Origin of the sequence: Sphingomonas glaciei (assembly GCF_023380025.1) — a bacterium.
Lineage (GTDB): Bacteria > Pseudomonadota > Alphaproteobacteria > Sphingomonadales > Sphingomonadaceae > Sphingomicrobium > Sphingomicrobium glaciei.
Map to the genome: position 1 here is coordinate 951,917 of NZ_CP097253.1, position 22,011 is coordinate 973,927.

22 protein-coding genes and 1 pseudogene are annotated in these 22,011 nt (G+C 60.7%); 18 read left to right on the top strand and 5 right to left on the bottom strand.

Going from position 1 to position 22,011, the window contains the following annotated elements:
* The first annotated feature begins 1 nt into the window (after position 1).
* The 3 genes from arsC to arsH are packed head-to-tail and all read left to right on the top strand — an operon-like array spanning position 2 to position 2,241.
* A complete protein-coding gene (gene arsC / locus M1K48_RS04550; RefSeq protein ID WP_249504674.1) occupies positions 2-427 on the top strand; it encodes an arsenate reductase (glutaredoxin) in 426 nt (141 codons plus the stop codon).
* Positions 427-1,488, top strand: a complete 1,062-nt coding sequence (gene arsB / locus M1K48_RS04555; RefSeq protein WP_249504675.1) for an ACR3 family arsenite efflux transporter — start codon at positions 427-429, stop codon at positions 1,486-1,488. Before arsC ends, arsB begins: the two co-directional genes overlap by 1 nt.
* Positions 1,489-1,497: 9 nt before the next feature.
* On the top strand, positions 1,498-2,241 hold the full coding sequence (arsH, locus tag M1K48_RS04560) for an arsenical resistance protein ArsH (RefSeq protein WP_249504676.1): 744 nt from the start codon (positions 1,498-1,500) through the stop codon (positions 2,239-2,241).
* Positions 2,242-2,456: 215 nt separating this feature from the next.
* On the opposite strand, the gene M1K48_RS04565 is transcribed toward arsH, so the two are convergent.
* Positions 2,457-3,350, bottom strand: a complete 894-nt coding sequence (locus M1K48_RS04565) for a fatty acid desaturase (protein ID WP_249505177.1) — start codon at positions 3,348-3,350, stop codon at positions 2,457-2,459.
* A gap of 625 nt (positions 3,351-3,975) precedes the next feature.
* Between M1K48_RS04565 and M1K48_RS04570 the strand changes: the two genes are divergently transcribed.
* Genes M1K48_RS04570 through M1K48_RS04585 form a run of 4 tightly spaced genes read left to right on the top strand, consistent with a single transcriptional unit; the run spans position 3,976 to position 7,131 of the window.
* Complete coding sequence (locus M1K48_RS04570; protein ID WP_249504677.1) at positions 3,976-4,401, top strand: DUF2231 domain-containing protein; 426 nt, start codon at positions 3,976-3,978, stop codon at positions 4,399-4,401.
* A complete protein-coding gene (locus tag M1K48_RS04575; protein ID WP_249504678.1) occupies positions 4,398-5,720 on the top strand; it encodes a PQQ-dependent sugar dehydrogenase in 1,323 nt (440 codons plus the stop codon). Before M1K48_RS04570 ends, M1K48_RS04575 begins: the two co-directional genes overlap by 4 nt.
* A gap of 11 nt (positions 5,721-5,731) precedes the next feature.
* Positions 5,732-6,463 (top strand): cytochrome c oxidase assembly protein, encoded by a 732-nt coding sequence (locus M1K48_RS04580; protein WP_249504679.1) that lies wholly within the window; start codon positions 5,732-5,734, stop codon positions 6,461-6,463.
* Positions 6,460-7,131, top strand: coding sequence for a cytochrome b (locus M1K48_RS04585; protein WP_249504680.1), 672 nt, complete (start codon positions 6,460-6,462; stop codon positions 7,129-7,131). The genes M1K48_RS04580 and M1K48_RS04585 overlap by 4 nt, the downstream gene beginning before the upstream one ends.
* A gap of 13 nt (positions 7,132-7,144) precedes the next feature.
* Here the strand turns inward: M1K48_RS04585 and M1K48_RS14395 are convergent.
* A pseudogene (locus M1K48_RS14395) lies at positions 7,145-7,852 on the bottom strand (c-type cytochrome); the annotation flags it as partial.
* Between M1K48_RS14395 and M1K48_RS14400 the strand changes: the two are divergent.
* The 8 genes from M1K48_RS14400 to M1K48_RS04625 all read left to right on the top strand — a co-directional run bounded on the left by M1K48_RS14400 (position 7,787) and on the right by M1K48_RS04625 (position 15,160).
* Positions 7,787-8,080: a c-type cytochrome gene (locus M1K48_RS14400; protein ID WP_406697160.1), complete on the top strand. Its 294-nt coding sequence runs from the start codon at positions 7,787-7,789 to the stop codon at positions 8,078-8,080. The pseudogene M1K48_RS14395 and the gene M1K48_RS14400 overlap by 66 nt on opposite strands.
* 2 nt (positions 8,081-8,082) lie before the next feature.
* Entirely contained in the window at positions 8,083-9,021 is a 939-nt protein-coding gene (coxB, locus tag M1K48_RS04595) for a cytochrome c oxidase subunit II (protein WP_249504682.1), read from the top strand.
* Entirely contained in the window at positions 9,018-11,555 is a 2,538-nt protein-coding gene (locus M1K48_RS04600) for a cbb3-type cytochrome c oxidase subunit I (protein WP_249504683.1), read from the top strand. Before coxB ends, M1K48_RS04600 begins: the two co-directional genes overlap by 4 nt.
* A complete protein-coding gene (locus M1K48_RS04605; RefSeq protein WP_249504684.1) occupies positions 11,555-11,845 on the top strand; it encodes a hypothetical protein in 291 nt (96 codons plus the stop codon). Before M1K48_RS04600 ends, M1K48_RS04605 begins: the two co-directional genes overlap by 1 nt.
* A 467-nt stretch (positions 11,846-12,312) precedes the next feature.
* Positions 12,313-12,450, top strand: coding sequence for an excalibur calcium-binding domain-containing protein (locus M1K48_RS04610; RefSeq protein ID WP_249505178.1), 138 nt, complete (start codon positions 12,313-12,315; stop codon positions 12,448-12,450).
* A 199-nt stretch (positions 12,451-12,649) separates the two neighbouring features.
* Entirely contained in the window at positions 12,650-12,910 is a 261-nt protein-coding gene (locus M1K48_RS04615) for a DksA/TraR family C4-type zinc finger protein (RefSeq protein ID WP_249504685.1), read from the top strand.
* Between the two features lie 533 nt (positions 12,911-13,443).
* On the top strand, positions 13,444-14,424 hold the full coding sequence (locus M1K48_RS04620; protein ID WP_249504686.1) for a sensor domain-containing diguanylate cyclase: 981 nt from the start codon (positions 13,444-13,446) through the stop codon (positions 14,422-14,424).
* Positions 14,425-14,554: 130 nt separating this feature from the next.
* Positions 14,555-15,160, top strand: coding sequence for a PilZ domain-containing protein (locus M1K48_RS04625; protein ID WP_406697163.1), 606 nt, complete (start codon positions 14,555-14,557; stop codon positions 15,158-15,160).
* A 61-nt stretch (positions 15,161-15,221) separates the two neighbouring features.
* On the opposite strand, the gene M1K48_RS04630 is transcribed toward M1K48_RS04625, so the two are convergent.
* From M1K48_RS04630 to M1K48_RS04640, 3 genes are all read right to left on the bottom strand, one after another.
* Positions 15,222-15,416: a hypothetical protein gene (locus tag M1K48_RS04630; protein WP_249504688.1), complete on the bottom strand. Its 195-nt coding sequence runs from the start codon at positions 15,414-15,416 to the stop codon at positions 15,222-15,224.
* Positions 15,417-15,747: 331 nt separating this feature from the next.
* A complete protein-coding gene (locus M1K48_RS04635) occupies positions 15,748-16,212 on the bottom strand; it encodes a MarR family winged helix-turn-helix transcriptional regulator (RefSeq protein WP_249504689.1) in 465 nt (154 codons plus the stop codon).
* A 324-nt stretch (positions 16,213-16,536) separates the two neighbouring features.
* The gene (locus M1K48_RS04640) at positions 16,537-17,343 is read right to left on the bottom strand and encodes a Crp/Fnr family transcriptional regulator (RefSeq protein WP_249504690.1); all 807 of its coding nucleotides are present in this window, start codon (positions 17,341-17,343) and stop codon (positions 16,537-16,539) included.
* A 580-nt stretch (positions 17,344-17,923) separates the two neighbouring features.
* Here M1K48_RS04640 and M1K48_RS04645 point away from each other — a divergent pair.
* The 3 genes from M1K48_RS04645 to M1K48_RS04655 are packed head-to-tail and all read left to right on the top strand — an operon-like array spanning position 17,924 to position 21,998.
* A complete protein-coding gene (locus tag M1K48_RS04645) occupies positions 17,924-19,738 on the top strand; it encodes a TonB-dependent receptor plug domain-containing protein (RefSeq protein ID WP_249504691.1) in 1,815 nt (604 codons plus the stop codon).
* A complete protein-coding gene (locus M1K48_RS04650; RefSeq protein ID WP_249504692.1) occupies positions 19,738-20,280 on the top strand; it encodes a YfiR family protein in 543 nt (180 codons plus the stop codon). The genes M1K48_RS04645 and M1K48_RS04650 overlap by 1 nt, the downstream gene beginning before the upstream one ends.
* A complete protein-coding gene (locus tag M1K48_RS04655; RefSeq protein WP_249504693.1) occupies positions 20,277-21,998 on the top strand; it encodes an ATP-binding protein in 1,722 nt (573 codons plus the stop codon). The genes M1K48_RS04650 and M1K48_RS04655 overlap by 4 nt, the downstream gene beginning before the upstream one ends.
* Positions 21,999-22,011 lie beyond the last annotated feature (13 nt).

Consider the following 22,011-nt stretch of genomic DNA (forward strand, 5'->3'; position numbering starts at 1 on the left):
CATGACCGACATCGTGATCTACCATAATCCTGCCTGCGGCACGTCGCGCAATGTGCTGGCAATGATCCGCAACTCCGGCGTCGAGCCCCACGTCGTCGAGTATCTGAAGACCCCACCGGCGCGAGCATTGCTCGTCAAGTTGATCAATCGGGCCGGTATGAGACCACGCGACCTGCTGCGGGAGAAGGGCACCCCTTTCGCTGAGCTTGGACTGCAGGACGCCAGTCTCTCTGACGAGGCGCTGATCAACGCAATGATCGAGCACCCGATACTGATCAATCGGCCTCTGGTGGTAACGCCTTTGGGAGTGAAACTCTGCCGCCCATCCGAGGCGGTCCTCGATATCTTGCCCAATGCTCAAGGCGGCGCCTTCACCAAGGAGGATGGCGAGCAGGTAGTCGATGATGCTGGCCAGAAGCTGAGCTGATGGAGCAGCTTTCTCGCCCTGAGCGGCTTGGATTCCTCGATCGCTGGCTCACACTATGGATCGTCGCCGCGATGGCCTTGGGCCTGGTGCTCGGCAGCGTCTTCCCGGGCCTGCCATCGGCGCTGAATGACCTATCGATTGGGTCGACCAACGTGCCGATCGCGATCGGCCTCATCATGATGATGTACCCGCCGCTGGCACGCGTACGCTACGAAGATCTACCAAAGGTGTTTGCGGACAAGCGCGTGCTTGCCCTTTCGCTGGTCCAGAATTGGCTGATTGGCCCGACCCTGATGTTCGTGCTGGCCGTCATCTTCCTGCGAGACAGCCCTGAGTACATGACCGGCGTCATTCTGATCGGCCTGGCGCGATGTATCGCCATGGTGCTGGTCTGGAACCAGCTTGCCCAGGGCGACAACCAATACGTCGCCGGCCTGGTGGCCTTCAATTCCGTCTTCCAGATCGTCTTCTTCAGCGCTTACGCTTGGCTGTTCCTTAGCTTCCTTCCACCGCTGTTCGGACTAGAAGGAAGCATCATCGACGTGAGCTTCTGGACGATCGCCCAGGCGGTACTGATCTACCTTGGACTACCGTTCTTGGCAGGCTTCCTCACGCGTCGCCTACTCGTCGCACAAAAGGGGGCGGACTGGTACGAGGTCCTCTTCCTGCCAAGAATCGGCCCGATCACGTTGGCTGCGCTGCTCTTCACGATCGTCGCCATGTTCACGTTGAAGGGCGGTGACGTGGTGCGCTTGCCGCTCGATGCCGTGCGGATCGCTATTCCGCTCACCATCTACTTCGTGGTGCAGTTCCTGATCAGCTTCTTCATGGGCAAGCTGATCGACGCGGACTACCCGCGCACCACGGCAATCGCCTTCACTGCCTCTGGCAACAACTTCGAGCTTGCGATCGCGGTCGCCATTGCTGCGTTTGGCTTGGCATCGCCTGTCGCGTTCGCAGCCGTGATCGGGCCGCTGGTGGAGGTGCCTGTCCTTATCCTGCTCGTCCACGTGGCCCTTCGGCTTGGACGCCGCTGGTTTCCTTCGACCGCGCCGGCCTAAGGACATCGAATGCCGCTTCGCACCCTTGCCGATGCCGACCATCTGCCCGCACTCGAGCGGGCCTACATCTTCGATCAACCCGCGATTGGTTTGGGACCAAGCGACGCGCCGCCGCGCATCCTCTTGCTTTATGGGTCGCTGCGAGAGCGATCATACTCGCGCCTGTGCGTAGAAGAGGCGGCGCGCCTGCTGCAGTTGTTTGGCTGCGAAACGCGGATATTTGATCCGTCGACGCTGCCGTTGCCCGACCAGGTTGTCAGTGACGATCACCCCGCCGTCGATGAGCTTCGCGAGCTGTCGCTCTGGTCGGAGGGACACGTCTGGTGCAGCCCCGAGCGCCACGGCCAGATTACCGGCGTGATGAAGGCGCAGATTGACCACCTTCCGCTCTCCATGGCCGGAATGCGACCGACGCAAGGCAGAACACTGGCTGTTATGCAGGTGTCGGCCGGGTCGCAATCGTTCAACAGCGTCAACACCTTGCGCATCCTAGGCAGGTGGATGCGCATGTTCACCATCCCGAACCAGTCGTCGGTCGCCAAGGCTTTCAACGAGTTCGACGAGGGCGGCCGGATGAAGCCGTCGAGCTATTACGAGCGGATCGTAGATGTCATGGAGGAACTGGTGCGCTTCACCGTTCTGATGCGCCCGCATGCAGTCCAACTCGTCGATCGCTATTCCGAGCGCAAGGCGGCCGGCGTACCTCTCGACAGAGGGCAAGACCTGTCGAGCATCGCACTTGACGGCCGCTAACGGGTGCTTGTGGCGTATCTCTGAATGACTGGCTTGGGCGCCGAGCCGACGCGCCGAACCTATGAACAAGCGTCTGCTATCCGCCTCGGCCCACCGAAAGCAGTCGGTCCACTAACCACCAAGAACATACATTCATCGTCGCCGCGCAAGCCAGCGACAGCCGTCCTCAGGTTGATTGATGACACGGGCATGCGCGATTGACGGTCGGGAAGGTTTTAGGCCCTTAGCGCCTCTTGGATAGAGACAAGGCGCCGCTTCTGCTCGTCCCAGAGCACCAGCCGTACGGCGGCAAAGCTCTCCCGAACACTCACTCGGCTGACAGCAGCAAGCGCCGGAATGTCCCGCAGAACTTCGGGCAGCCGATAGTAGGGGATGCGGCTGGCGAGGTGGTGAACATGATGAACGCCGATATTGGCGCTGAACCAGCGCAGTAGCGGTGGCAAGGCGTAGTGCGAACTGCCGTAGAGCGCCGCCTCGTGGAATGCCCACTTGGGACTGCGCTCCCAGTGCGTCTGCTCAAACTGATGCTGCACGTAGAAGAACCACACGCCGAGCGAAGCCGCCACCAGCGTGATCGGGATGTGCACCAGCAGGAAGATCTTGAGGCCCATAAGCCAAATGAGCACGCCGCCAACCAAGGCGATGCTGGTGTTTGTGCCAAGGGTGCTCAGCCACGGCCTCCAGCCATTCTTCATCATCCCAATCGGGAGCCGATGGCGAAGCAGAAACAGGTATGCCGGGCCGAGGCCGAAAAGAACGACCGGGTGGCGATAAAGACGGTAACGAAAACGGCCCACTCGACCGAGCGCCCTGTATTCTGAGACTGTCAGCGTATCGATGTCACCAACGCCGCGCTGGTCCAGATTGCCGGTACTTGCGTGATGCAAGGCATGCGAACGCCGCCAATAATCATAGGGCGTTAGCGTCAGCACCCCCAGGACCCGGCCGAGCCAGTCATTGCTTTTCTGGCGCGAGAAAAAGGCGCCATGCCCACAATCATGCTGGATCAGGAAAAGCCTGAGCAGAAAGCCGCCAGCCGGAATGGTCAGCAGCAAACCCGCCGTGTACCCGGCACTGAGGATGGCCCAGGTCGCGGTCCAGAGCAGCACGAACGGCAAGGCCGTGATCGCAAGTTCGGTCAGACTGCGCCCCGGGCGGGGCTTCCGATACGGAGCTACCTGCTGGAGCAAAGCGCGCGGATTGAGGTCCGGCCTTGGAACGGATGAAAGATGCAAAATCATACCTTTAGGGGGATGCTCACAGCTGAACGTTGGACGGGCTCGTTGGCTGCATGAGCAAGCCGCGTCGCCGGACCCCGCAAGGAAGTCAGCGCTCGGCCCGTATCAATTCCGCAGGCTACGCGGTGGCCTCCCAGAGCACAGTTCCAGAAGCGGCCATCAGTTTGCAAGGTCTTGCACCTGGATGGATGCTCAGCCGTTAGAGGCCTCGCACGAGCGAATGTCTGGTATTTGCCTCTACCGATCCAAAAGCAGACGGTCCGGTTCGCGCCAGCAACAGACTTCGGGTGAGCCGGCCTGAGTGGCGGCGAGTGGCCGGAAGCAGACAGTCTGCAATTGGTTGCGATCCAGCCATTGCCAACCCTGCTTTAGGCCCTCCTCAGTGCGCAGCCTTCAGCTTTCGTGACGGAACTGTCTTCGTTCGCCCGGCATTGGCAATCTGGCATGCTCTTACCGCCAGAGTTCAGAGCAAAGGCAATATTCGGAAGGGCCGACCTTGGAACAGAGTACCTACGCCACCCGCCCCATCCACCCGGTGCACGCGGCTCTCCTCGCCGGCGCGCTGCCGCTGTTCCTTGGAGCAATGATCGCAGACTGGGCCTATTCCAGAAGCTATCAAGTGCAGTGGATCAACTTTGCGGCCTGGCTCAATGCAGGGGCAATGGTGTTTGCCGGCGCAGCCCTGTTGTGGGCTGTCGTTGACTTCTTCCGTGGTGACCGTCGTCGCGACCGGAGCGCCGCGCTCTACCTGCTGGTGCTGATCGCTACCTTTGTCATCGGCTTTATCGCAGCATTGATCCACGCCAAGGATGCCTGGGCGACGATGCCAGCCGGACTGGTCCTGTCGCTGATCACCTTCGTCCTCGCGCTGACCTCGGTCTGGCTCGGCTTCGCCAGTTTTCGCTCGGGAGTTGGCCGATGAGAGCCGTCAATCTGTTCGCCACCGCTACCCTGACCATCATCCTTGCCGGATGTGGCGGTGATCCCGAGGCCCGGCAGTTCGGACCCAATCCGACCCTGCCTGACAAGCAGCGCGGCCTCCTTCCTAGCATGACCATCGCCGATCCGGCTGGCTGGGGTGATCGCCGCCCGGCCGTGCCAGAGGGCTTCACGATCACGCCGATCGCAACCGACCTGATGATCCCACGTCAAACGCTGGTGCTTCCAAACGGGGACATCCTCGTTGCCGAAGGCAAAGGCGGCGGAGAGGCACCAGCAATGCGCCCCAAGGACTTCATTGCTGGCTACTTCATGGGCACGGGGACGAGCAGCATTAAGAGCGGAGACCGGCTTACCCTGCTTCGTGACGCGAATGGCGACGGGACTTACGAAGGTCGCACGGTCTTCGCCGACAAGCTGAACGCGCCTTACGGGCTCGCGCTGGTCGGCAACCAGATCTACGTCGCCAACCAGGACGCGCTGGTTCGCTTCGCCTATGCGCCGGGGCAAACCAAGGCCAATGGAGCTCCGGTCACGGTTGCGGCGCTACCCGCCGCCATCAATCATCACTGGACCAAGTCGCTGACCGCCAGCCCGGATGGGCGCTTCCTGTACGTCGGCGTCGGTTCCAACAGCAACGTCGGCGAGCGCGGAATGGCGGTCGAAGAGGACCGCGCCACAATTCTGCAGGTCGACGCCCAGACCGGCGCTACCAGGCCCTATGCGACGGGTATCCGCAATCCGACTGCGCTCACGTTCCAGCCTGGTACCGGGCGGCTCTGGGCCGTCGTCAACGAGCGCGACGAACTGGGGCCGAACCTTGTGCCGGATTATCTGACGTCGGTCCGTGAAGGCGCCTTCTACGGCTGGCCATATGCCTATTGGGGCGCCAACCCGGATCGTCGCGTCCGCCCGTTCAAGGAGGAAATGGTCGCGCGAACGATCAAACCGGACTATTCGCTCGGTTCCCACCATGCGCCGCTTGGCGTGGCATTCTCGACGGCTGCCATGGGACCGCGTTTCTCGGAGGGCACGTTCATTGGCGAGCATGGCAGCTGGAACCGCGATACGCCGGTCGGCTACCGGGTGTCGTTCGTCCCATTTCGCAACGGATGGCCGGTCGGGGAGCCGATTCCCTTCGTCACCGACTTCCAGGTTGATGGCAAGACGTTTGGCCGACCGGTTGGCGTGACGGTGGATCCCAGGGGAGCCCTGATCGTGGCCGATGACCTGTCCAACACCATCTGGCGCGTCACGCCTTCTCAGAAGGTGGTATCAGCGCTGGCCCGCCAAACGCGGTGATCCAGCCCCCCGTGCGCGACTGGCTGCCTTATTGCGGCGCGGCCCCCGTCCCGGCAGACCTGCTCGGACGGTGGAACCTCGACCCCCTCCTCCTGCTCGCCCTTGCGTTGGGCAGTTGGGGGCTCTGGCGCTTGGCTCGGAACCCGTTGCAACGCCGACTGATCGTCGCATCGGCCGCCCTTGCACTGATCTTGTTCGTCTCCCCCTTTTGCGCGCTAAGCTCCGCGCTCTTTTCCGCGCGCGTCACGCACCATGTCCTGCTCGCCGCCGTTCTGGCCCCACTGCTGGTCTACGGAATGCCGCAGGAGCGAAGTCGCTTGCCCGGCTCCCTTGCGTTGTGGACCGGCCTGCAGGCCGCCACCTTCTGGTTGTGGCATGCGCCTGGAATCTACGCCGCGGCGCTGTCGAGCAACGCCGTCTACTGGTCGATGCAGTTAACGATCACCGGCACGGCGTTCGGGTTCTGGGCCGCCGTGCGCCGCGCCAGCAGCCTGTCGGCGGTGGCGGGACTGCTGGTCAGCACGGTCCAGATGGGCCTGCTGGGAGCTCTGATCACCTTCGCCGGCAATCCGCTCTATGCCCCGCATATCTTTACCACGGAGCCGTGGGGCTTCTCCGCACTAGAAGACCAGCAGACCGCAGGCCTGATCATGTGGGCGCCGTCGGCTGCTCTTTATTTGGCTGCAGCCTTGATCATCGCCCGTCGCTGGCTGGCCGATCAGGACCGGGAAGCGACCGCATGATCGAGCGGCTTCGGGCGTGGGGGAATAGTCACACCAGGCGGGGCCGCTACTCGCCCGTTGGAATCGCCTTTCACTGGATCATGGCGGCGCTGATCCTTTTTCAGATCAGCTGGGGCTTCTGGACCGACTGGATGATGCCGGGCGGCGACAAGGTGTTCGCCTATCAGGTGCACAGCGCGGCCGGGCTGCCGATCCTGTTGCTGGTCCTCGCCAGGATCGCCTGGCGCATTCTCATCACCGACCCTTACAACGATGCCGACCGGCAAGGCCTGCAGACCAAGATTGCGCATGTTACCGCCATGCTGTTCTACGTGACCTTCTTTACCCTGCCGCTGTCGGGCTGGGTGATGTGGTCTTCGGTTGCCAGCCCAGGCCCGCTGTATCTGGCAGGGATCGTGCCGTGGCCCCAGGTCCCGCTTGACGGCCTTGAACCTCTGACCCGCTACCGCATTCTCGATCTTGCCGAGGATGTGCACATCGCCTCGGTCATCGCCTTGCTCTTGCTGATTCCGGCACATGCAGGGGCGGCCCTGAAACACCACTTCTGGGATCGCCACGACGTGCTGCGGGGGATGCTGCCGGAGATCCCGGACTGGGAGGGCCGCCCGGCAAGCTCGCCGAATAGTCTGCCAGCGCCCGCGCTTCCGAAGGGGTCAGAAGCTGGCTGATCCGAAGCATCACATCGCCGGGGTCGTTGCGCCGCTTGCCGATCCGCCACAGCCGCAGCTGTTCGGCGAGGTAGGCGGGCGGCTGCCCGGCCAGCGGCGGATTGGCGGGGCCAAGCCCTTGCCCCTGTTCGCCGTGACAGGCAGCGCAGGCAAGCAATCCGCGACTGGCATCGCCCGAATGGTAGAGGGTGGATCGGGCAGCCGTGGCGGCCGCGACGGTCGCCGTTGGGATACTCGCATAATAGGCCGACACGGCGCGCCGGTCCTCGGCGCTGAGTTGCTCGGCTATCCAGCTCATCTGCTTCTGGTAGCGCCGCCCGTCGGCATAAGCTTCAAGCTGGCGTTCCAGATAGCCGGCATCGAGGCCGGCCAGCCGCGGCGCACCGGCGCCATTGCCCGCTCCGTCGAGCCCATGACAGGTGATGCAGGCATTGGCGGCCCCAGCTGCAGCACCACTAAGGGCGATGACCCTTCCTTCAGCCGAGAAGCGATCGAGCGATGTGGAATCGGCATTTGCGCAGCCGGTCAGCAAAGCCATCGTGGCCAGAAGGACGAAACTGCGCATACCGCCGCAACTACCGGTTTGCGGCGGTTGTTCCCCGTCGCCGCGCTCGCGCTCGCCGCCTGCAAGCCCCCGCCCGAGCCCAGCCAGTCCATGCCGCTGGCCGACGCCGCGCATGGCTTTGAGGTTATCGAACGCGCCGGCTGCGGAAGCTGCCATACCATTCCCGGCGTGCACTGGCCGCAGGGCAAGGTCGGGCCCGACCTCGGCGGCCTTGCCGCGCGCGGCCTGATCGCCGGCAGGCTACCGAACCGGCCCGACGTGCTCGCCGCCTACATCCGCAATGCGCCCGCACTGGTGCCCGGCTCGGCCATGCCGGCAATGCCGGTCACCGATGCCGAAGCGCGCGACGTTGCGGCCTATCTCTACGAACAGGGAACTGACTGAGTATGTTTGAAGGCTGGCCGCCCCCCGTGCTCGACCCCGCCGGGCCTTATGCGACCTCGGTGTCGCTGCTGAGTTGGATCCTATTCGCCATGGGCGCGGCGGTCCTGCTGGTCGTGCTCGCCGCGCTATATGTCGCCTTGTTCGGGCGTCCTGCAATGCAAGCCAAGGTCGGCGGCAAGACCGCGATCTGGGTCGGCGGAGTCGCTTTTCCTCTGGTCGTTCTGACGGCGCTGCTGATCTATGGCCTTTCCCTCACACGCCACCTGTCGGCGCCAATCGCCGGCAACGAGATGCGGGTCCGGATCACCGGAGAGATGTGGTGGTGGCGGGTCGCCTATCTCGATGCGCAGGGCCGCGAAAGCGTTCAAGACGCCAATGAACTCCATATCCCGGCCGGTCAGCCGGTAGTGCTGGAACTGCAATCGGCGGACGTCATCCATAGCTTCTGGGTGCCGCGCCTGTCGGGCAAGCTCGACATGATCCCCGGGCGGCGCAATTTGATGCGCATCCAGGCGGACAAGCCGGGCATCTACGGCGGGCAATGTGCCGAATTCTGCGGCGGGCCGCATGCGCTGATGGGATTCACCGTCATCGCGCATGAGCCAGCGCAATATTCCCGCATGATGCAGGCGCGGCAACAGCGCGCGGCTGCACCGGTGATGGCAGGCGCTGCCGGTGCACGATTGTTCGAGGAAACCGGCTGCGCGGCCTGTCACCGGATCGCCGGCACGGGCGCCAACGGTCTGGCCGGCCCCGACCTCACCCATGTCGGCAACCGCCGCACCCTTGGCGCGGGCATCCTGCCCAACAATCGCGGCACGCTGATGGGCTGGATCGGCAACAGCCAGGCGATCAAGCCCAACAACCGGATGCCGCCCTACACCAACCTGACCGGGCAGCAGCTGACCGAAATCGCCACCTATCTTGAGGCCCAGAAGTGATTTCGGAAACCGGCTTCGACCCGAAGCTGTTCGATCGTTTCCCGACAGCCGAGGCCCGTCCGGACAGCGAACGGGCAGAGCTGGAGCGGATATGGAAGGCCCCTACCGGCTGGGCTCGCCTGACCATCGTCAACAACAATTACGTCGGCCTGTGGTACGTCGCCACGGCCTTCTTCTTCTTCCTGCTGGCGGGCGTGCTTGCCCTCGCGATCCGGGCCCAGCTGTCGCTGCCTCTGCTCGGCGTGCTTCCACAGGAAACTTACAATCAGTTCTTCACCATGCATGGCACGGTGATGATGTTCCTCTTCGCTGTCCCGATCATGGAGGCGATCGGGGTCATGCTATTGCCGCAGATGCTGGCCGCGCGCGATCTCCCGTTCCCGCGCCTCTCGGCCTATGCCTTCTGGGCCTATTTCGTCGGCGGGCTGTGCTTTTTCGCCTCGATCTTCTTCGGTCTCGCGCCGAACGGGGGCTGGTTCATGTACCCGCCGCTGACCAGCACCACCTACTCGCCCGGGATCAATGCCGACTTTTGGCTGCTCGGCATCGGCTTTATTGAGATAAGCGCCATTGCCGGTGCGATCGAAATTTTGGTCGGTATCCTGAAGACCCGCGCGCCGGGCATGACGCTAGCGCGGATGCCGGTGTTCGCCTGGGCGATGCTGGTGTTCGCGGGCATGATCCTGATCGCCTTCCCAGCCGTCATCCTCGCCACCCTGCTGCTGGAAATGGAGCGAGCCCTGAACTGGCCGTTCTTCGATGCGGCTCGCGGCGGCGACCCAATGCTCTGGCAGCACCTCTTCTGGTTTTTCGGGCACCCCGAGGTGTACATCATCTTCCTGCCCGCGGCCGGTCTCGTCTCGATGATGGTCGCCGCCCTCGCGAAGACCGAGCTGGTCGGTTATCAGTTGATCGTCCTTGCCCTGCTCGCCACGGGCTTCATCAGCTTCGGCGTGTGGGCGCACCACATGTTCGCCACCGGCATGCCGTCACTCTCGACCGGCTTCTTCTCGGCCGCGAGCATGGCGGTCAGCATCCCCGCCGGGATCCAGGTGTTCAGCTGGATCGCAACGCTCGCCATCGGCAAGCCAAGTCACAATGTGCCGACGCTCTTCGTTATCGGTGGGCTGGTGACCTTTGTGATGGGCGGCCTGACCGGGGTGATGGTGGCGATGGTGCCGTTCGACTGGCAGGCCCATGACACCCACTTCATCGTCGCGCACCTTCATTACGTTCTTATCGGCGGCGCGGTCATGCCGGTGTTCGCGGCCTTCTATTACTGGTTCGGAATGACCAGCAAGCGGCCGCTATCCGAACGGCTTGGCCGATGGGTGTTCTGGCTGTTCTTCGCCGGCGTCCACATCACCTTCCTGCCGATGCACCTGACCGGCCTGATGGGCATGCCGCGCCGGGTCTACACCTACCTCCCCGGCATGGATTGGGAGTGGACCAACCTCATCTCCACCCTCGGCGCGGTTGTGCTTGCGATCAGCATTGTCCTCTTCCTCGTCGATCTCGCCCGCAATTTCCGCTTCACGGTCGATGAGGACGCCGGGAACACCTATGGCGGAGGCACCTTGGAGTGGCTTCCGACCGGGCTTTATTCGACGCGCAGCATTCCCGTGGTCCGCAGCCGCACCCCCTTATGGGACAATCCCGATCTTGCCAGAGAAGTAGAGGAAGGTCGCCACTTCCTCCCTTACTCCGCGACCGGCCTTCGCGAGACCCTGATCACCAGCCCGATCCGGGCCGAGCCGCAATATCTGCAGATCATGATGGGTCCGTCTGTCTGGCCGCTGCTGGGGGCCGTCTTCACCGCCGGCTTCTTCCTGTTGCTGACCGTGCAGGCCTACTTCCTCGCGGTCGCCTGCCTGCCGCTCGCCACCTTCTCGATCCTGCGCTGGCTATGGGATACCGACCGGCCGGTCGAGCAGAAGGAAGTAGACGTCGGCGCCGGCATCATGCTCCCGACCTATGTCACCGGCCCGAGCAGCCATGGCTGGTGGGCCATCATCTGCGTGCTGGTGGTTGCCGGCATGATCTTCCTCATGGCGATTTTTGGCTATCTGTTCCTGTACGGGATCCACCCCGGCTACTGGGTCGAGCCGACCCAGCGCTGGTGGGCTGCACCGATCGCGGCAACCTATGCGCTGGCCGCCTTGCTAGTGCTCTATGGCCGCCACCTGCTCGCCCGTGAGGGATCGAGCATCTGGAGCCCGACCGCCGCCATCCTCTTCGCCTCGGTCCTTATCCCCGCCGCACTGGCGACCGACTGGTTCAGCTGGCAAGCGCAAGGTATCGATCCCGAAGTCACCGCGCAGGGTGCTTTCGCCGCGGCCATGCTCGCGCTGCAGGGCCAGTTGGTCGCGGTTGTCGTCCTGATGGGCGTCTACCTCGCAGCCCGCACCTCCCGTGGCCTCGTTACCCGTCCGCGCAACGTCACCTTCGATGTGGTCAGCCTATTCCTGGTTTACACAGCAGCGCAGGGCGCCGCGACAGCACTCCTATTGCGCCTTTTCCCGGCGAGCGTCTGATGGACGCGTGGCGACATCTTCTCGGCGGCATGCTGCTGTGGACGGTGCATTTCTTCACCGTCTATGGGATTGCCAGCCTATTCCCCGGCACCAAGCTTGCCGCAATGCTCGTGCTTGTCGCTACCGGTCTGGCGCTGGCGTTGGCGGCATATCTGCTCGCCGCCACGCTTCGACATCATCGCACCGAGGAAGACAATCTCAAGCGCTGGCGCAGCAAGGGGAGTGCTATTCTCTATGCGCTCGCCGGTCTTGCAATCCTCTACCAGGGATTGCCCGCACTTCTGCAGTGAAATCCCCGATCTGCCTGCAGGTTGGGCCGACCGCTTCTGACACCTGCTGCAAAGCTAATGGGCAAAGGTTTTCACGTTCGCTTATGGGTTGGGACGCAGATTATCCGAAGTACCGGCTTGGGTGCTAAGGCGGCTCCCGGCTAAGCAAGGACGGAGGTCCGGATCCCGCCGGTTCATACCCGAAAGCTGCCGTTCCGCTTTCCACCAGTCGCAGACAGCCGTGAGGCCTGGGTGTTAACCATTGGAGTGGCGCATTGCGAGCGTCTCAGAGTGACTGGTATCTTCCCTCCATGCGCTTCGGGAAGCCATTCCAAGCACAACCGGTTAAGCTCGGCCCCTACTGGCGTGCCAAAAAGCGAAGGGCGCAACGGAAGCGAGTATTACGTTTGGCGGTGATACTGACCGCCGTCTCGCTCGGTACTTTCATAGTCGGCATGACGCTCACGAACCGGACGGCACTGCGGACGATGTTCCCGACCTATTATCCAAGCTGCTCCTGGGCGCGGTCGGCAGGCGCACCCATAGCTCGCGGCTCGCCAGGTTATCGCCCTCAGCTGGATGCAGACAACGCTGGCATCGCCTGCGAGGGATTCCAGCAGGATTGAGCATCACGGCTCTCTGCACGAACGACTGGCTCTGGCCGGAAGCAGAAAGTCTGCTTCTCGGCATTGCGCCGACTTTCTGCCCATTCGTTCATGCTCCCCTCTTCTATCGGAGCGTACCCTGCGCGGACGCCCGTTAAGTTATCAACTGGGATGGCCCACAGGACCTCCGCTTCCCATATGTCTTTTAAAGGAGAGGCAGATGGCTGGCGGGTGGACGCGCGATGGAGCGGTGCAAGATCAGATTGACGATACGGTGGCGGACGCGGTCCTGGCAGCACGGGCAAGCATGCCCAGCGGAGCGAGTGAGCCGTTTTGTGTAGTGTGCGGCGACGACATCCCTGTGGGGCGCCGTAGTGCGCTGCCTGGGGTGCGCACCTGCGTGTCGTGCCAAAGCAGCCGCGACCGCCCGATGGGCGCAGCGTTCAATCGGCGCGGCAGCAAGGACAGTCAGCTCCGGTGATCGCGGCGGCAAGGCCCGTGATGTAAAGGGGCTTCGCTTGTTGACATGCATGCCTGCAAGGCTGGCCCGAAGAGCGGACGTACGTTCCGGCACGGCAGTCGTCGTTTAGCGGCAGCAGATTGTCAGAATTCCATAAGGTCGACAACGAAGCAGGCCTTATGAGTAAAGCGAGCAAATCCGCGCCATCGGCGAGCGAGTGCGAGCTTCAGTTCCATCATGGAAACAAAGTTCAGAGTTAGGCGATAACTCTCCGCCTACCTGCGAACCCATGCAGCATCTTGATCAACCTCGAAGACATGCAGCCGCTCGAGAATACTATCAGCGAGGAGATCCCCTTACCTATCTGCAGGTAAGGATTCCGCCCGAATGGCAAGAGGCAGTGATCCGTCATCACGAACATCTCAGTGACTTGGCTTCTTCCCTCTCTGACTGCGGAGTAACTCCAGAAGTAATCAAGGCACAGGTCGGAGTAGCAGTCGCCAGCTATCGCGAGGCCTTGCTAACGGCCATACAAAACAACAAGGGGTACTCAGATGCCGCCTAAACTGCGCCTTAGTGACGAGCCGGGGCGAATCGCTGCACTCAATCGGCTTTGTGTTCTCGACACCTGCCGGGAAGATCAGTTTGATAGTATCACTTCGTTGGTTGGCACTGTACTGAATGCTCCCGTCGCGGCAGTGTCGCTGGTCGATGTCAATCGGCAGTGGTTCAAGTCTATCAATGGTCTTGCCATTACCGAGACACCCCGTTCCCTATCTTTCTGCGATCATACTATCCGGGGTGGCGAGCCAATGAACATCGCAGACACCCGTCTCGATGCTCGTTTCGCAACAAATGACCTCGTCACCAGCGAACCGTTCATCCGGGCATACCTTGGTGCGCCGTTGACCATGAACGACGGATACAATGTCGGCGCACTTTGTGCTCTCGATCATAGACCAAGGAATTTCACGAGCGAACAGGAAAGGATTCTTACGAAGTTCGCTCGGCTGGTTGTTGATGAGCTCGAACTTCGGCACATGGCGGATCACGATCATTTGACCGGGGCGCTGACCAGGCGGGCATTTCTTGAACGCCTTGGCCAACTCCGCCGTGAAGATGACCAGCGATCCGTCTTGGCAATCTTCGATCTCGATCACTTCAAAGCGGTGAACGACCGCTTTGGACATCCGGTCGGTGATGAGGTGCTCTCAGCCGTTGCCCAGGTGTGCAAGTCTCGCCTGACTCGTGGAGACGTCTTTGGACGGGTTGGTGGCGAGGAATTTGGCCTCTTGTTGACTGAGGTCAGTCTCGTTGAGGCATTCACTCGTATCGAGTCGATGCGGGTAGCCATCGGCCGCCTAAGCTTTGCTGCTTCCGAAGAGTTGACGATGACAGCAAGTTTCGTATTGCTTGAACTTGACGAGCATTCTCCAAGTTCAGCGATGGCGATTGCGGATGCAGCTCTGTATTCAGCAAAACGATCTGGACGCAACCAGAGCGTAAATGCGGCCGACTTGCTGGTCGCCGCCTGAGGCTCGTCCCTCTGCGATGAGTTGAACTTGTTTACGTCGAAATTCGCGCCTGATCATGTTCGAAATACCAAGCGAGTGAGAAAGAACTATCGCCGCTGGATCATCTAGCGGCTGAACCGAGGGATCCGTGATGCAAGTTCTTTCGCCCCTACCATCACCCCCGCGAAAGCAAGCCGGTCATGACCGACGCGTTTCCTCGAGGCAAAAGCTAGTCATGCGCGTTGGCATACTCACGCTTGGCCAACAATCGACCTTCTGTCTCATTCGCAACATTTCGGCCAGCGGCGCTCTTGTCCGACTATTTGGGCGATTGGCGCCAGGTTCGGCGGTGGGCTTCCGTGTAGGGGATGAGGATGCCATCGGTGGCCGGATCATCTGGGCCGAGAACAGCCTAGCGGGCGTTGAATTCGATCAGGAGATTTGCCCAGCTATTCTGCTCCGAGTGGCGCAGAAGGTAGAGATGACGAGGAGGCGCGGGGCGCCACGCCTCGCTGTTGAGCTGGCGGCAGTTGTGCGCACTGGCGGCCGGGTCCACCGAGTCACAATGTGCGATCTTTCGATGCAGGGTGCGAGACTGAAGGCCAAGGAGCCCATTCATTTCGGGGAAGCGCTCTACCTGCACGTGGGCGGTTTGCCATGCCTGAAGGGCTTTGTGCGCTGGAAAAGCGATCAGGAGTTTGGTGTGGTCTTTGAAAACCCGCTACCGATGCAGGTGATTGCAAGCGTATTTGGGTGAGCCGCGTAGAAGAACGCGACTGCTGCGCATCAAGCGATGGTCGTGGCGAGCCTCGCTGAAGCTACTTCTCGCTCGGGATAGCCGGGTCCTCGCGCCGCGAAATATAGAAAGAGGCCAATGCGGCCTTTGGATCTTCGGCCTTAAGGATCACAGCAACTTCGTCAGCGGTTGCCGGAAGCGGCTTCAAAATGGGCTTGGACCAAAAGCGGCTGGCAGCCTGCCGATCAAAAAACTGGCGCTCATACATGATGATCATCCCGGAGCGATAAGCCCCCGGACGTTTGGCAGGCTAAGCCCCCTCAGACAAACAGCAATGGTTCCATCCTGGACCTATGCGCACTTCCTCTCCAGAGAGGTGATCAAAGTCTCCATCTCGCTGAGGCCATTGTCGATGTGGGCACCGATACGAGCAGGCGCGCTTGCCTGATCAAGCAACTCCAGCGCACGCTTCGCAGCGGCATACGCCTCTTCAAGCAATCGCATCTTATCGCTGGTCGAACCTGAATCACTCGTCATCATGGCTGCATAGGGTCCCGAACAAAGGGTCCGCCTAACCATGCCGACGATTCAATTGAATACCTCCGAAATTAGGTATCCTGCATCAGAACACCATCAATGATTCGATCCATTTTTTCGAGGGTCGTTGAAGTGAGTTCAACGAACACGGCTCGTCGATCCACAACGTTGGGTCGCCGAACTACCATCCCTAAGTCTACCAGATGCTGGAGCCAGCGCAACGCGGTCGTCTGCGGAACTCCCGCCTCATTGTAGACGGCCGTAATCGTCATTCTATATTGCGAAAGTTCAGCAACATAAAGGGATAGTAAGATGTCCCAACTCGCTTCGCCGAACAAACCTTCGCCAAATATTCCGACCCGGCTACGGCGAAGTAATAGGATGCGCTCAGCGGTTCGTAGCCTACGTTCTCGCATTTGCTGACGATCGCAACCAATAGATCTTCTATCGAAGTTTTTGGCCGCAAGTAGCTCGCGGGCGTTCGAAACGTCTTCGTCCGACGGAACGTCGTGGGTATTTGGATCCGGTACGGACATAAGAAAACCTTTTGGTGTGCCAGGTTACAGCCCCTCAAGAAGGTACGCCAAAGGCTGTAAGGTGGTCCGCACTGGAGACAAACCAACATTGCTTCCAATTTGGAACTTAGGGTTTTGATGGGGTCGCGGCACGCTGTTTACTAGCCTGCCCTGGCTCATTTCGTGCCCTTATGAAGCGATGAGTAGGAAATGTCCTAGAGTTTAAACGGTAGAAGCGCTTAGCCCGGCACTGTCGACCCCCACTTCGATATTGTCGGGCGAATATCCTTGAACGGCCCTTTCCGAACGCATTCAGGTTCGGACTATGTGCCAGTGGTTCATGAATCACGGAGTACAGACGGTCGTTCTCTCCGAGGCCTGCGCGTTGGCCATCCCGGCCTTCTGCGCTGCCAATGTGTAGCAGCGACGCGCCCGTCCAAGAGGACCAATTAGCTTGCGATATTCCGCTTCGGGCCGGCCATAATTTTCACCCGCTGCCACTTCCAGCTTGTAGCGGTCAGTGATGAGGACCCTGCCACGCCTCGACCTTAGCATGCCAGCGCCTTCCAGGACATGAAGGGTGACCGTGACGCTGGAGCGATCGGCCGAAATCATCATGGCCATGGTTTCATGGGTGAGTGCGATTTCGTCTCCGTCGATCCGGTCGTGGCACATCAGCAGCCAGCGTGCGAGACGCCCTTCGATACGCTGGTGCGCGTTCGAAACGGCGCTGTAGGCTGTCTGTGTCATAAAGGTTTGGATGTACCGCAGCAGCGCTGCTCGCAGAGTGGGGCTTTGGCTAACCGCAGCAAGAAGACAGTCAGCCTTCATCCTCAGCCCGGTGCCACCGGCAACCTGCACATAGGCGCCGTGCGGCGATAGGTCCGAGCCCAGAAGCAGGCAGGTCCCGCTAAAACCATCACGACCAAAGATCCCGACTTCGGTCGCACCAAATGCGGGCATCTGCGCTATGATTGAGACAATTCCGTCTTCGGGAAACCATACATCATCGATCGGCTGGTTGGGTTCGACCAGCGCAAGATTCCGGTCCATCTTCTCCCTTGAAAGATGCGGCTGCAGCAGACCCATGTCTCTAGGCGACAGCGAGCTCAAAAGGATATTGGTAGAGAAAGTTCGGTCGGGTCCGTGCATGAGAGCGCCCTTGATTGGGGCGAAAGCGCAGGCGTCCTCCGGCCGCTCGCGCCCTAATCGTCGGCGAGCGATCACACTGATATAAGGTCACACTCGCTCGAATGCTAGGCGTCGTTCCGCGCGCCACCATCGATAGCAGCGAAATGACAGGTCTCGAGCCCGAACATTCGATCGTTTCTCGCCGCCGGTTTGTTGGATGCACAACAGTGCGTTGGAAGGTTAGCGACGGGGGCTATTCAAACTCTCGATATCGAGGGACGTCGCATGTTGCGCTTCATTCTCAAGGACCATGTATTCTCGGCTGCGCCCAAAGCCTCAGTGGGAAGTCAGCCGCATAAGGGCTACGTGCAAATCCGTTGCCGTTCTTGGGACACTTGCGTCTGACGGTGCGCAACCATGTCGCTCCAGCGAGCCTTGGCGAGCAATCGCCTCCGAAGGTTTTACCAATGTATCTTAGCCATTCAGTGCTGCGTTGATCCCGGGAAACCAAATGCAAACAGTGACGGTGTCGGTAGCGGGTAGGTTGTTGCTGTCGGCTAGTATCGTCGTAGCTACTCCCGCGATTGCGAGGTCAGACGGGGTGACTCCGCCTGAATCGGTGGAAGAACTCGCAAAGCTCAGCATCGAGGAATTGGCGCAAGTCGAGGTGACATCTGTCTCGAAGCGTGCCGAGCCGTTGGCGTCCGCCCCTGCAGCGCTCTTCGTCATCACGCAGGAGGAAATCCGCCGCTCCTCCGCTACGTCGCTGCCCGAAGTGCTGCGCAATGCACCCAACCTCGACGTTCAGCGCATCAACGCACGCCAGTACGCTATCAGTGCGCGCGGTTTCAACGGGTACGAAACCGCCAACAAGCTGCTTGCCCACATCGACGGTCGAAGCATCTATTCGACGCTCGCGGCCCAGGTATTCTGGGAGCTGCACAACCCGATCCTTGACGATCTGCAGCAGATCGAGGTCGTTAGCGGGCCTGGCGGAACCTTGTACGGTCCCAATGCCGTCAACGGCGTCATCAACATCACATCGAAAAGCGCACTCGACACGATTGGCGGTCTTGCCAGAGGACATATCGGTGCGACCGATCGCAATGCCGGCCTTCGTTATGGTGTGGCGCTCGGCAATGATGGTGCCGGGCGCATTTACGCGAACTACTTCAGGCGGAACGGGCTTCCAGGCGGCCCTGCTATCGATGCTGACGATGATTACAGCGGCATTCAAGCTGGCTTTCGTGCTGACTTCGATGCCGGTCGGGATCGCTTCACAGTCCAAGGAGATTTCTTCGACACCGACACAGACCTAGTAAAGGGTGACGGCGAGAAGGGCCGAAATGTTCTGCTGCGCTGGGGGCGGACACTCAGTGCCGAGTCCGGCTTTCACGTCCAAGCCTATTACGACCAGTTTCAACGTGACTACCTGCTGGTGCGCGATCGGCTTGAAACATTCGACGTTGAAGCTCAGTTCAATGCCAAAGTCCGCAATCACACGATCATTGCGGGAGCGGGAGTCCGAACGACCAAGGATCTCTTCCTCAACAACCTGAATCCGTTTCGCCTGACACCGAACAGTGAGCGGCTTTGGATCGTGAATGGGTTTCTGCAGGACACCTGGGCAATCGGGCCCACGCTCGATCTGATCGCAGGCGTTAAGCTTGAGCGCTCATCCTTCTCGGGGATTGAAGTACTTCCGAACGCTCGAATTGCGTGGCGACCGAGCAAAGCCGATTTCTGGTGGGCGTCGATCTCGCGCGCCGTTCGCGCTCCAACTCGGATCGACCGCGATCTCAACTTCCTGCCCCTCCTTGCCACTGCGGACGACTTCAAGCCCGAGAAATTGTGGGCGGTGGAGGCCGGCTATCGCGGACAGCCGACAACGCGCACGCAAGTGTCCATCAGTCTGTTCTTCAACCATTATGACGACTTGCGCACCACTGAGTTGACAGCGGGAGCCCTGCCAATCCGTCTTTCCAACGGTCTGAAAGGGAATAGTTGGGGGATCGAAGCGTGGGCAACGCATCAGCTGCTGCCTTCATGGCGCTTGCAATTCGGGATCGCTACGCTCCGCAAAGAATTCAAATTTAAGGAAAATCGAGTCGATCTCGCCAAGGGCGAGTCGCTCGGGAATGATCCGCAATATCGCTTGATGGCACGCTCCCAGATCGACCTATCCCCCAACGTCGAACTGGATTTCGGAACGCGCTTCGTCGATGGTCTGAAGCGGCCGGCGGTCAAAGGCTATGTTGATGCCGATGCTCGGCTTGGTTGGCGCATCACTGACCAGGTCGAGCTGTTCGTGGCCGGCGCAAACCTGCTTCATGAAAGTCGCGCCGAGAGTGCTTACAAAAATGGCGGACAGTTGGTGGAGCGCAGCGTTGTCGCGGGCACGCGCGTGCGATTTTGATGGTTCATCAACTTTCCCGATGGCCTGCCATCTTCGGCCTCGCAGCTTGCGTCCTTGTTGCGACCAGCACGCAGGCCCATGCTCAGGCGATTGAGCAATCCGTGAAGGCCGCCTTCCTGACGAAGTTTCCGCGCTATGTGGAGTGGCCCGCATCTGCGCGTACCGGGACGCGACCGATCGATCTGTGCGTTGTCGGCAGCGACCCATTTGGGCGGCTTTTGAATCAAGCAGCACGAAGCGATCCCAACCCGATCATCATTCACCACCTGGTGCGTGCCGAGCAGGCACGATCGTGCGCCATTGCGTTTCTCGGCGGCACTCGCCAGCAATCGGTAGGACAAATGGTCGCAGTGCTTCAGGGTGCACCGGTTCTGACGGTGACGGATGCGCGGCATGGGTCATCCCAGGGTATGATCCATTTCGCCATTCATCAGGGAAAGGTAGGCTTCCACATCAATGATGCGCTTGCCGCGCGGAACCGGCTGTCGATCAGCTCGCGGCTGCTTCAGCTGGCACTGAGCGTAAGGCAGAGAGGCGGATGAGCCTTACCTCTCGATTAGCGGATCGCTGGAAGTCGATCCCGGCGGCAACGTCCATCGCGGCCGTTATGCTGCTGCTCGCGGGCCTTGTCGTGATCTACTTCAACGAGGTGAATTATCGGACGGCGAAGGACCGGGAAACTCAGGTTCAAGCGGAAATTCTTGCAGCAAGTGTCGCAGCCGCGTTGGACTTCTCCGACGCAAGTGCCGCGCAGGAATCGGCTGATGCCTTACGAGTAAATCCCTCGGTGCGGATGGCCGCAGTCTACGATCACGAAGGCAAATTAGTCGCGGGGTTTGTTCGCGACAGGGCCAGTCTTCCCCCGCGTCTGGAAATTGCCAACAGCGATCTAGAGCGGTCAGCGCAGGCGCCGGTACAAAGTGCCGCCACGCGTATCGGCACCGTTCGCCTCGAGGTATTGGCAGAGCCTCTATCTCGCAAGGTGACCCGCTACACCATGATTGCGCTGCTCGCCGTTCTGGCCGCGCTGGTGGTGGTGGTGCTTGGCGTTGCCCACAACCTTGTTCAACGCACCAACCGCCGGCTCAAAGCGGCCAACCTCGAACTCATCGTGCAAATGGACGAGCGCGAGAAGGCAGAGGAGCAACTTCGCCAGGCGCAGAAAATGCAGGCACTCGGCCATCTGACGGGGGGCATTGCTCACGACTTCAACAATCTGCTTACGGTTATTCAGGGCTCTGCCGACGTACTGCAGCGTCCAGACTTGAGTGAAGAGCGGCGAGTTCGCTTCGCGGCCGCCATCTCGACATCCGCGGCGCGCGCCGCCAATCTGACCAGCCAGCTCCTCTCCTTTGCCCGCCGGCAGCCGCTTCGGCCTGAGACGATCGATATCAACGAGCACATGCTTGAAACAATCGATCTGCTCGACCGCACGTTGGGCGAAACCATCGAAATCAAAGCACACCTTTGCGAGAACACGTGCATTGTCGATGCAGATCCGGCGCAGCTCGAGGCGGCCATCCTCAACATCGGCGTCAATGCGCGGGACGCCATGCCGGGGGGAGGCTGCCTTACGCTGAAGACGAGCAAAGCACCCGAAGACTGGGGCATGGGTAACGCCATCCTGATCTCGCTGTCGGATACCGGCACCGGTATGGATAGCGAGACGCTATCGCGGGTCTTTGAACCGTTCTTCACGACCAAGGGCGTGGGCCACGGAACGGGACTGGGTCTCAGCCAAGTCTACGGGTTTGTCACGCAGTCCGGTGGGGAAATCAGGGTCGAAAGCGAGGTCGGTCAGGGAACAACTGTCACCTTGGCTTTGCCTTGCAGCAGCCATGCCCATTCGAGCCCTCGCGACAAGGTGAATGTCGAGGTTACCCCGGCTGGATCGGGAGTCGTGATGGTTGTGGATGACAACGAGGATGTTGGTAGTTTTGCGGAGATCCTGCTCAGTGAACTCGGATATCGAGTGGTGCGCGCGAGCTCGGGTGAGGATGCCCTGAAGATCTTCGACGAGAATATAGTCGACTGCGTTTTCAGTGACATCGTCATGCCTGGGATGGACGGGCTCGCGCTGGCAAGTGCGCTTCGCCTGAAGCAGAAAGCTCTGCCGATCATTCTGACCACCGGGTTCAGCGATCGCATCACGACCGGGGACGCGAGCCAATATCCCGTTGTCTTCAAGCCCTATCGCATCGAAACCATTGCATCGGTCATTGAGAAAGCCCTTGGGCGAGAAACATGCGAGCGCAGCTGACAGCCGTCGGCCT

Coding starts and splice junctions, on each gene's coding strand:
- arsC (WP_249504674.1), top strand. CDS start 2: ATGACCGACATCGTGATCTACCATAATCCTGCCTGCGGCACGTCGCGC.
- arsB (WP_249504675.1), top strand. CDS start 427: ATGGAGCAGCTTTCTCGCCCTGAGCGGCTTGGATTCCTCGATCGCTGG.
- arsH (WP_249504676.1), top strand. CDS start 1,498: ATGCCGCTTCGCACCCTTGCCGATGCCGACCATCTGCCCGCACTCGAG.
- M1K48_RS04575 (WP_249504678.1), top strand. CDS start 4,398: ATGAGAGCCGTCAATCTGTTCGCCACCGCTACCCTGACCATCATCCTT.
- M1K48_RS04585 (WP_249504680.1), top strand. CDS start 6,460: ATGATCGAGCGGCTTCGGGCGTGGGGGAATAGTCACACCAGGCGGGGC.
- M1K48_RS14400 (WP_406697160.1), top strand. CDS start 7,787: ATGCCGCTGGCCGACGCCGCGCATGGCTTTGAGGTTATCGAACGCGCC.
- coxB (WP_249504682.1), top strand. CDS start 8,083: ATGTTTGAAGGCTGGCCGCCCCCCGTGCTCGACCCCGCCGGGCCTTAT.
- M1K48_RS04605 (WP_249504684.1), top strand. CDS start 11,555: ATGGACGCGTGGCGACATCTTCTCGGCGGCATGCTGCTGTGGACGGTG.
- M1K48_RS04610 (WP_249505178.1), top strand. CDS start 12,313: ATGTTCCCGACCTATTATCCAAGCTGCTCCTGGGCGCGGTCGGCAGGC.
- M1K48_RS04615 (WP_249504685.1), top strand. CDS start 12,650: ATGGCTGGCGGGTGGACGCGCGATGGAGCGGTGCAAGATCAGATTGAC.
- M1K48_RS04620 (WP_249504686.1), top strand. CDS start 13,444: ATGCCGCCTAAACTGCGCCTTAGTGACGAGCCGGGGCGAATCGCTGCA.
- M1K48_RS04625 (WP_406697163.1), top strand. CDS start 14,555: ATGCAAGTTCTTTCGCCCCTACCATCACCCCCGCGAAAGCAAGCCGGT.
- M1K48_RS04630 (WP_249504688.1), bottom strand. CDS start 15,416: ATGATCATCATGTATGAGCGCCAGTTTTTTGATCGGCAGGCTGCCAGC.
- M1K48_RS04635 (WP_249504689.1), bottom strand. CDS start 16,212: ATGTCCGTACCGGATCCAAATACCCACGACGTTCCGTCGGACGAAGAC.
- M1K48_RS04640 (WP_249504690.1), bottom strand. CDS start 17,343: ATGCACGGACCCGACCGAACTTTCTCTACCAATATCCTTTTGAGCTCG.
- M1K48_RS04650 (WP_249504692.1), top strand. CDS start 19,738: ATGGTTCATCAACTTTCCCGATGGCCTGCCATCTTCGGCCTCGCAGCT.
- M1K48_RS04655 (WP_249504693.1), top strand. CDS start 20,277: ATGAGCCTTACCTCTCGATTAGCGGATCGCTGGAAGTCGATCCCGGCG.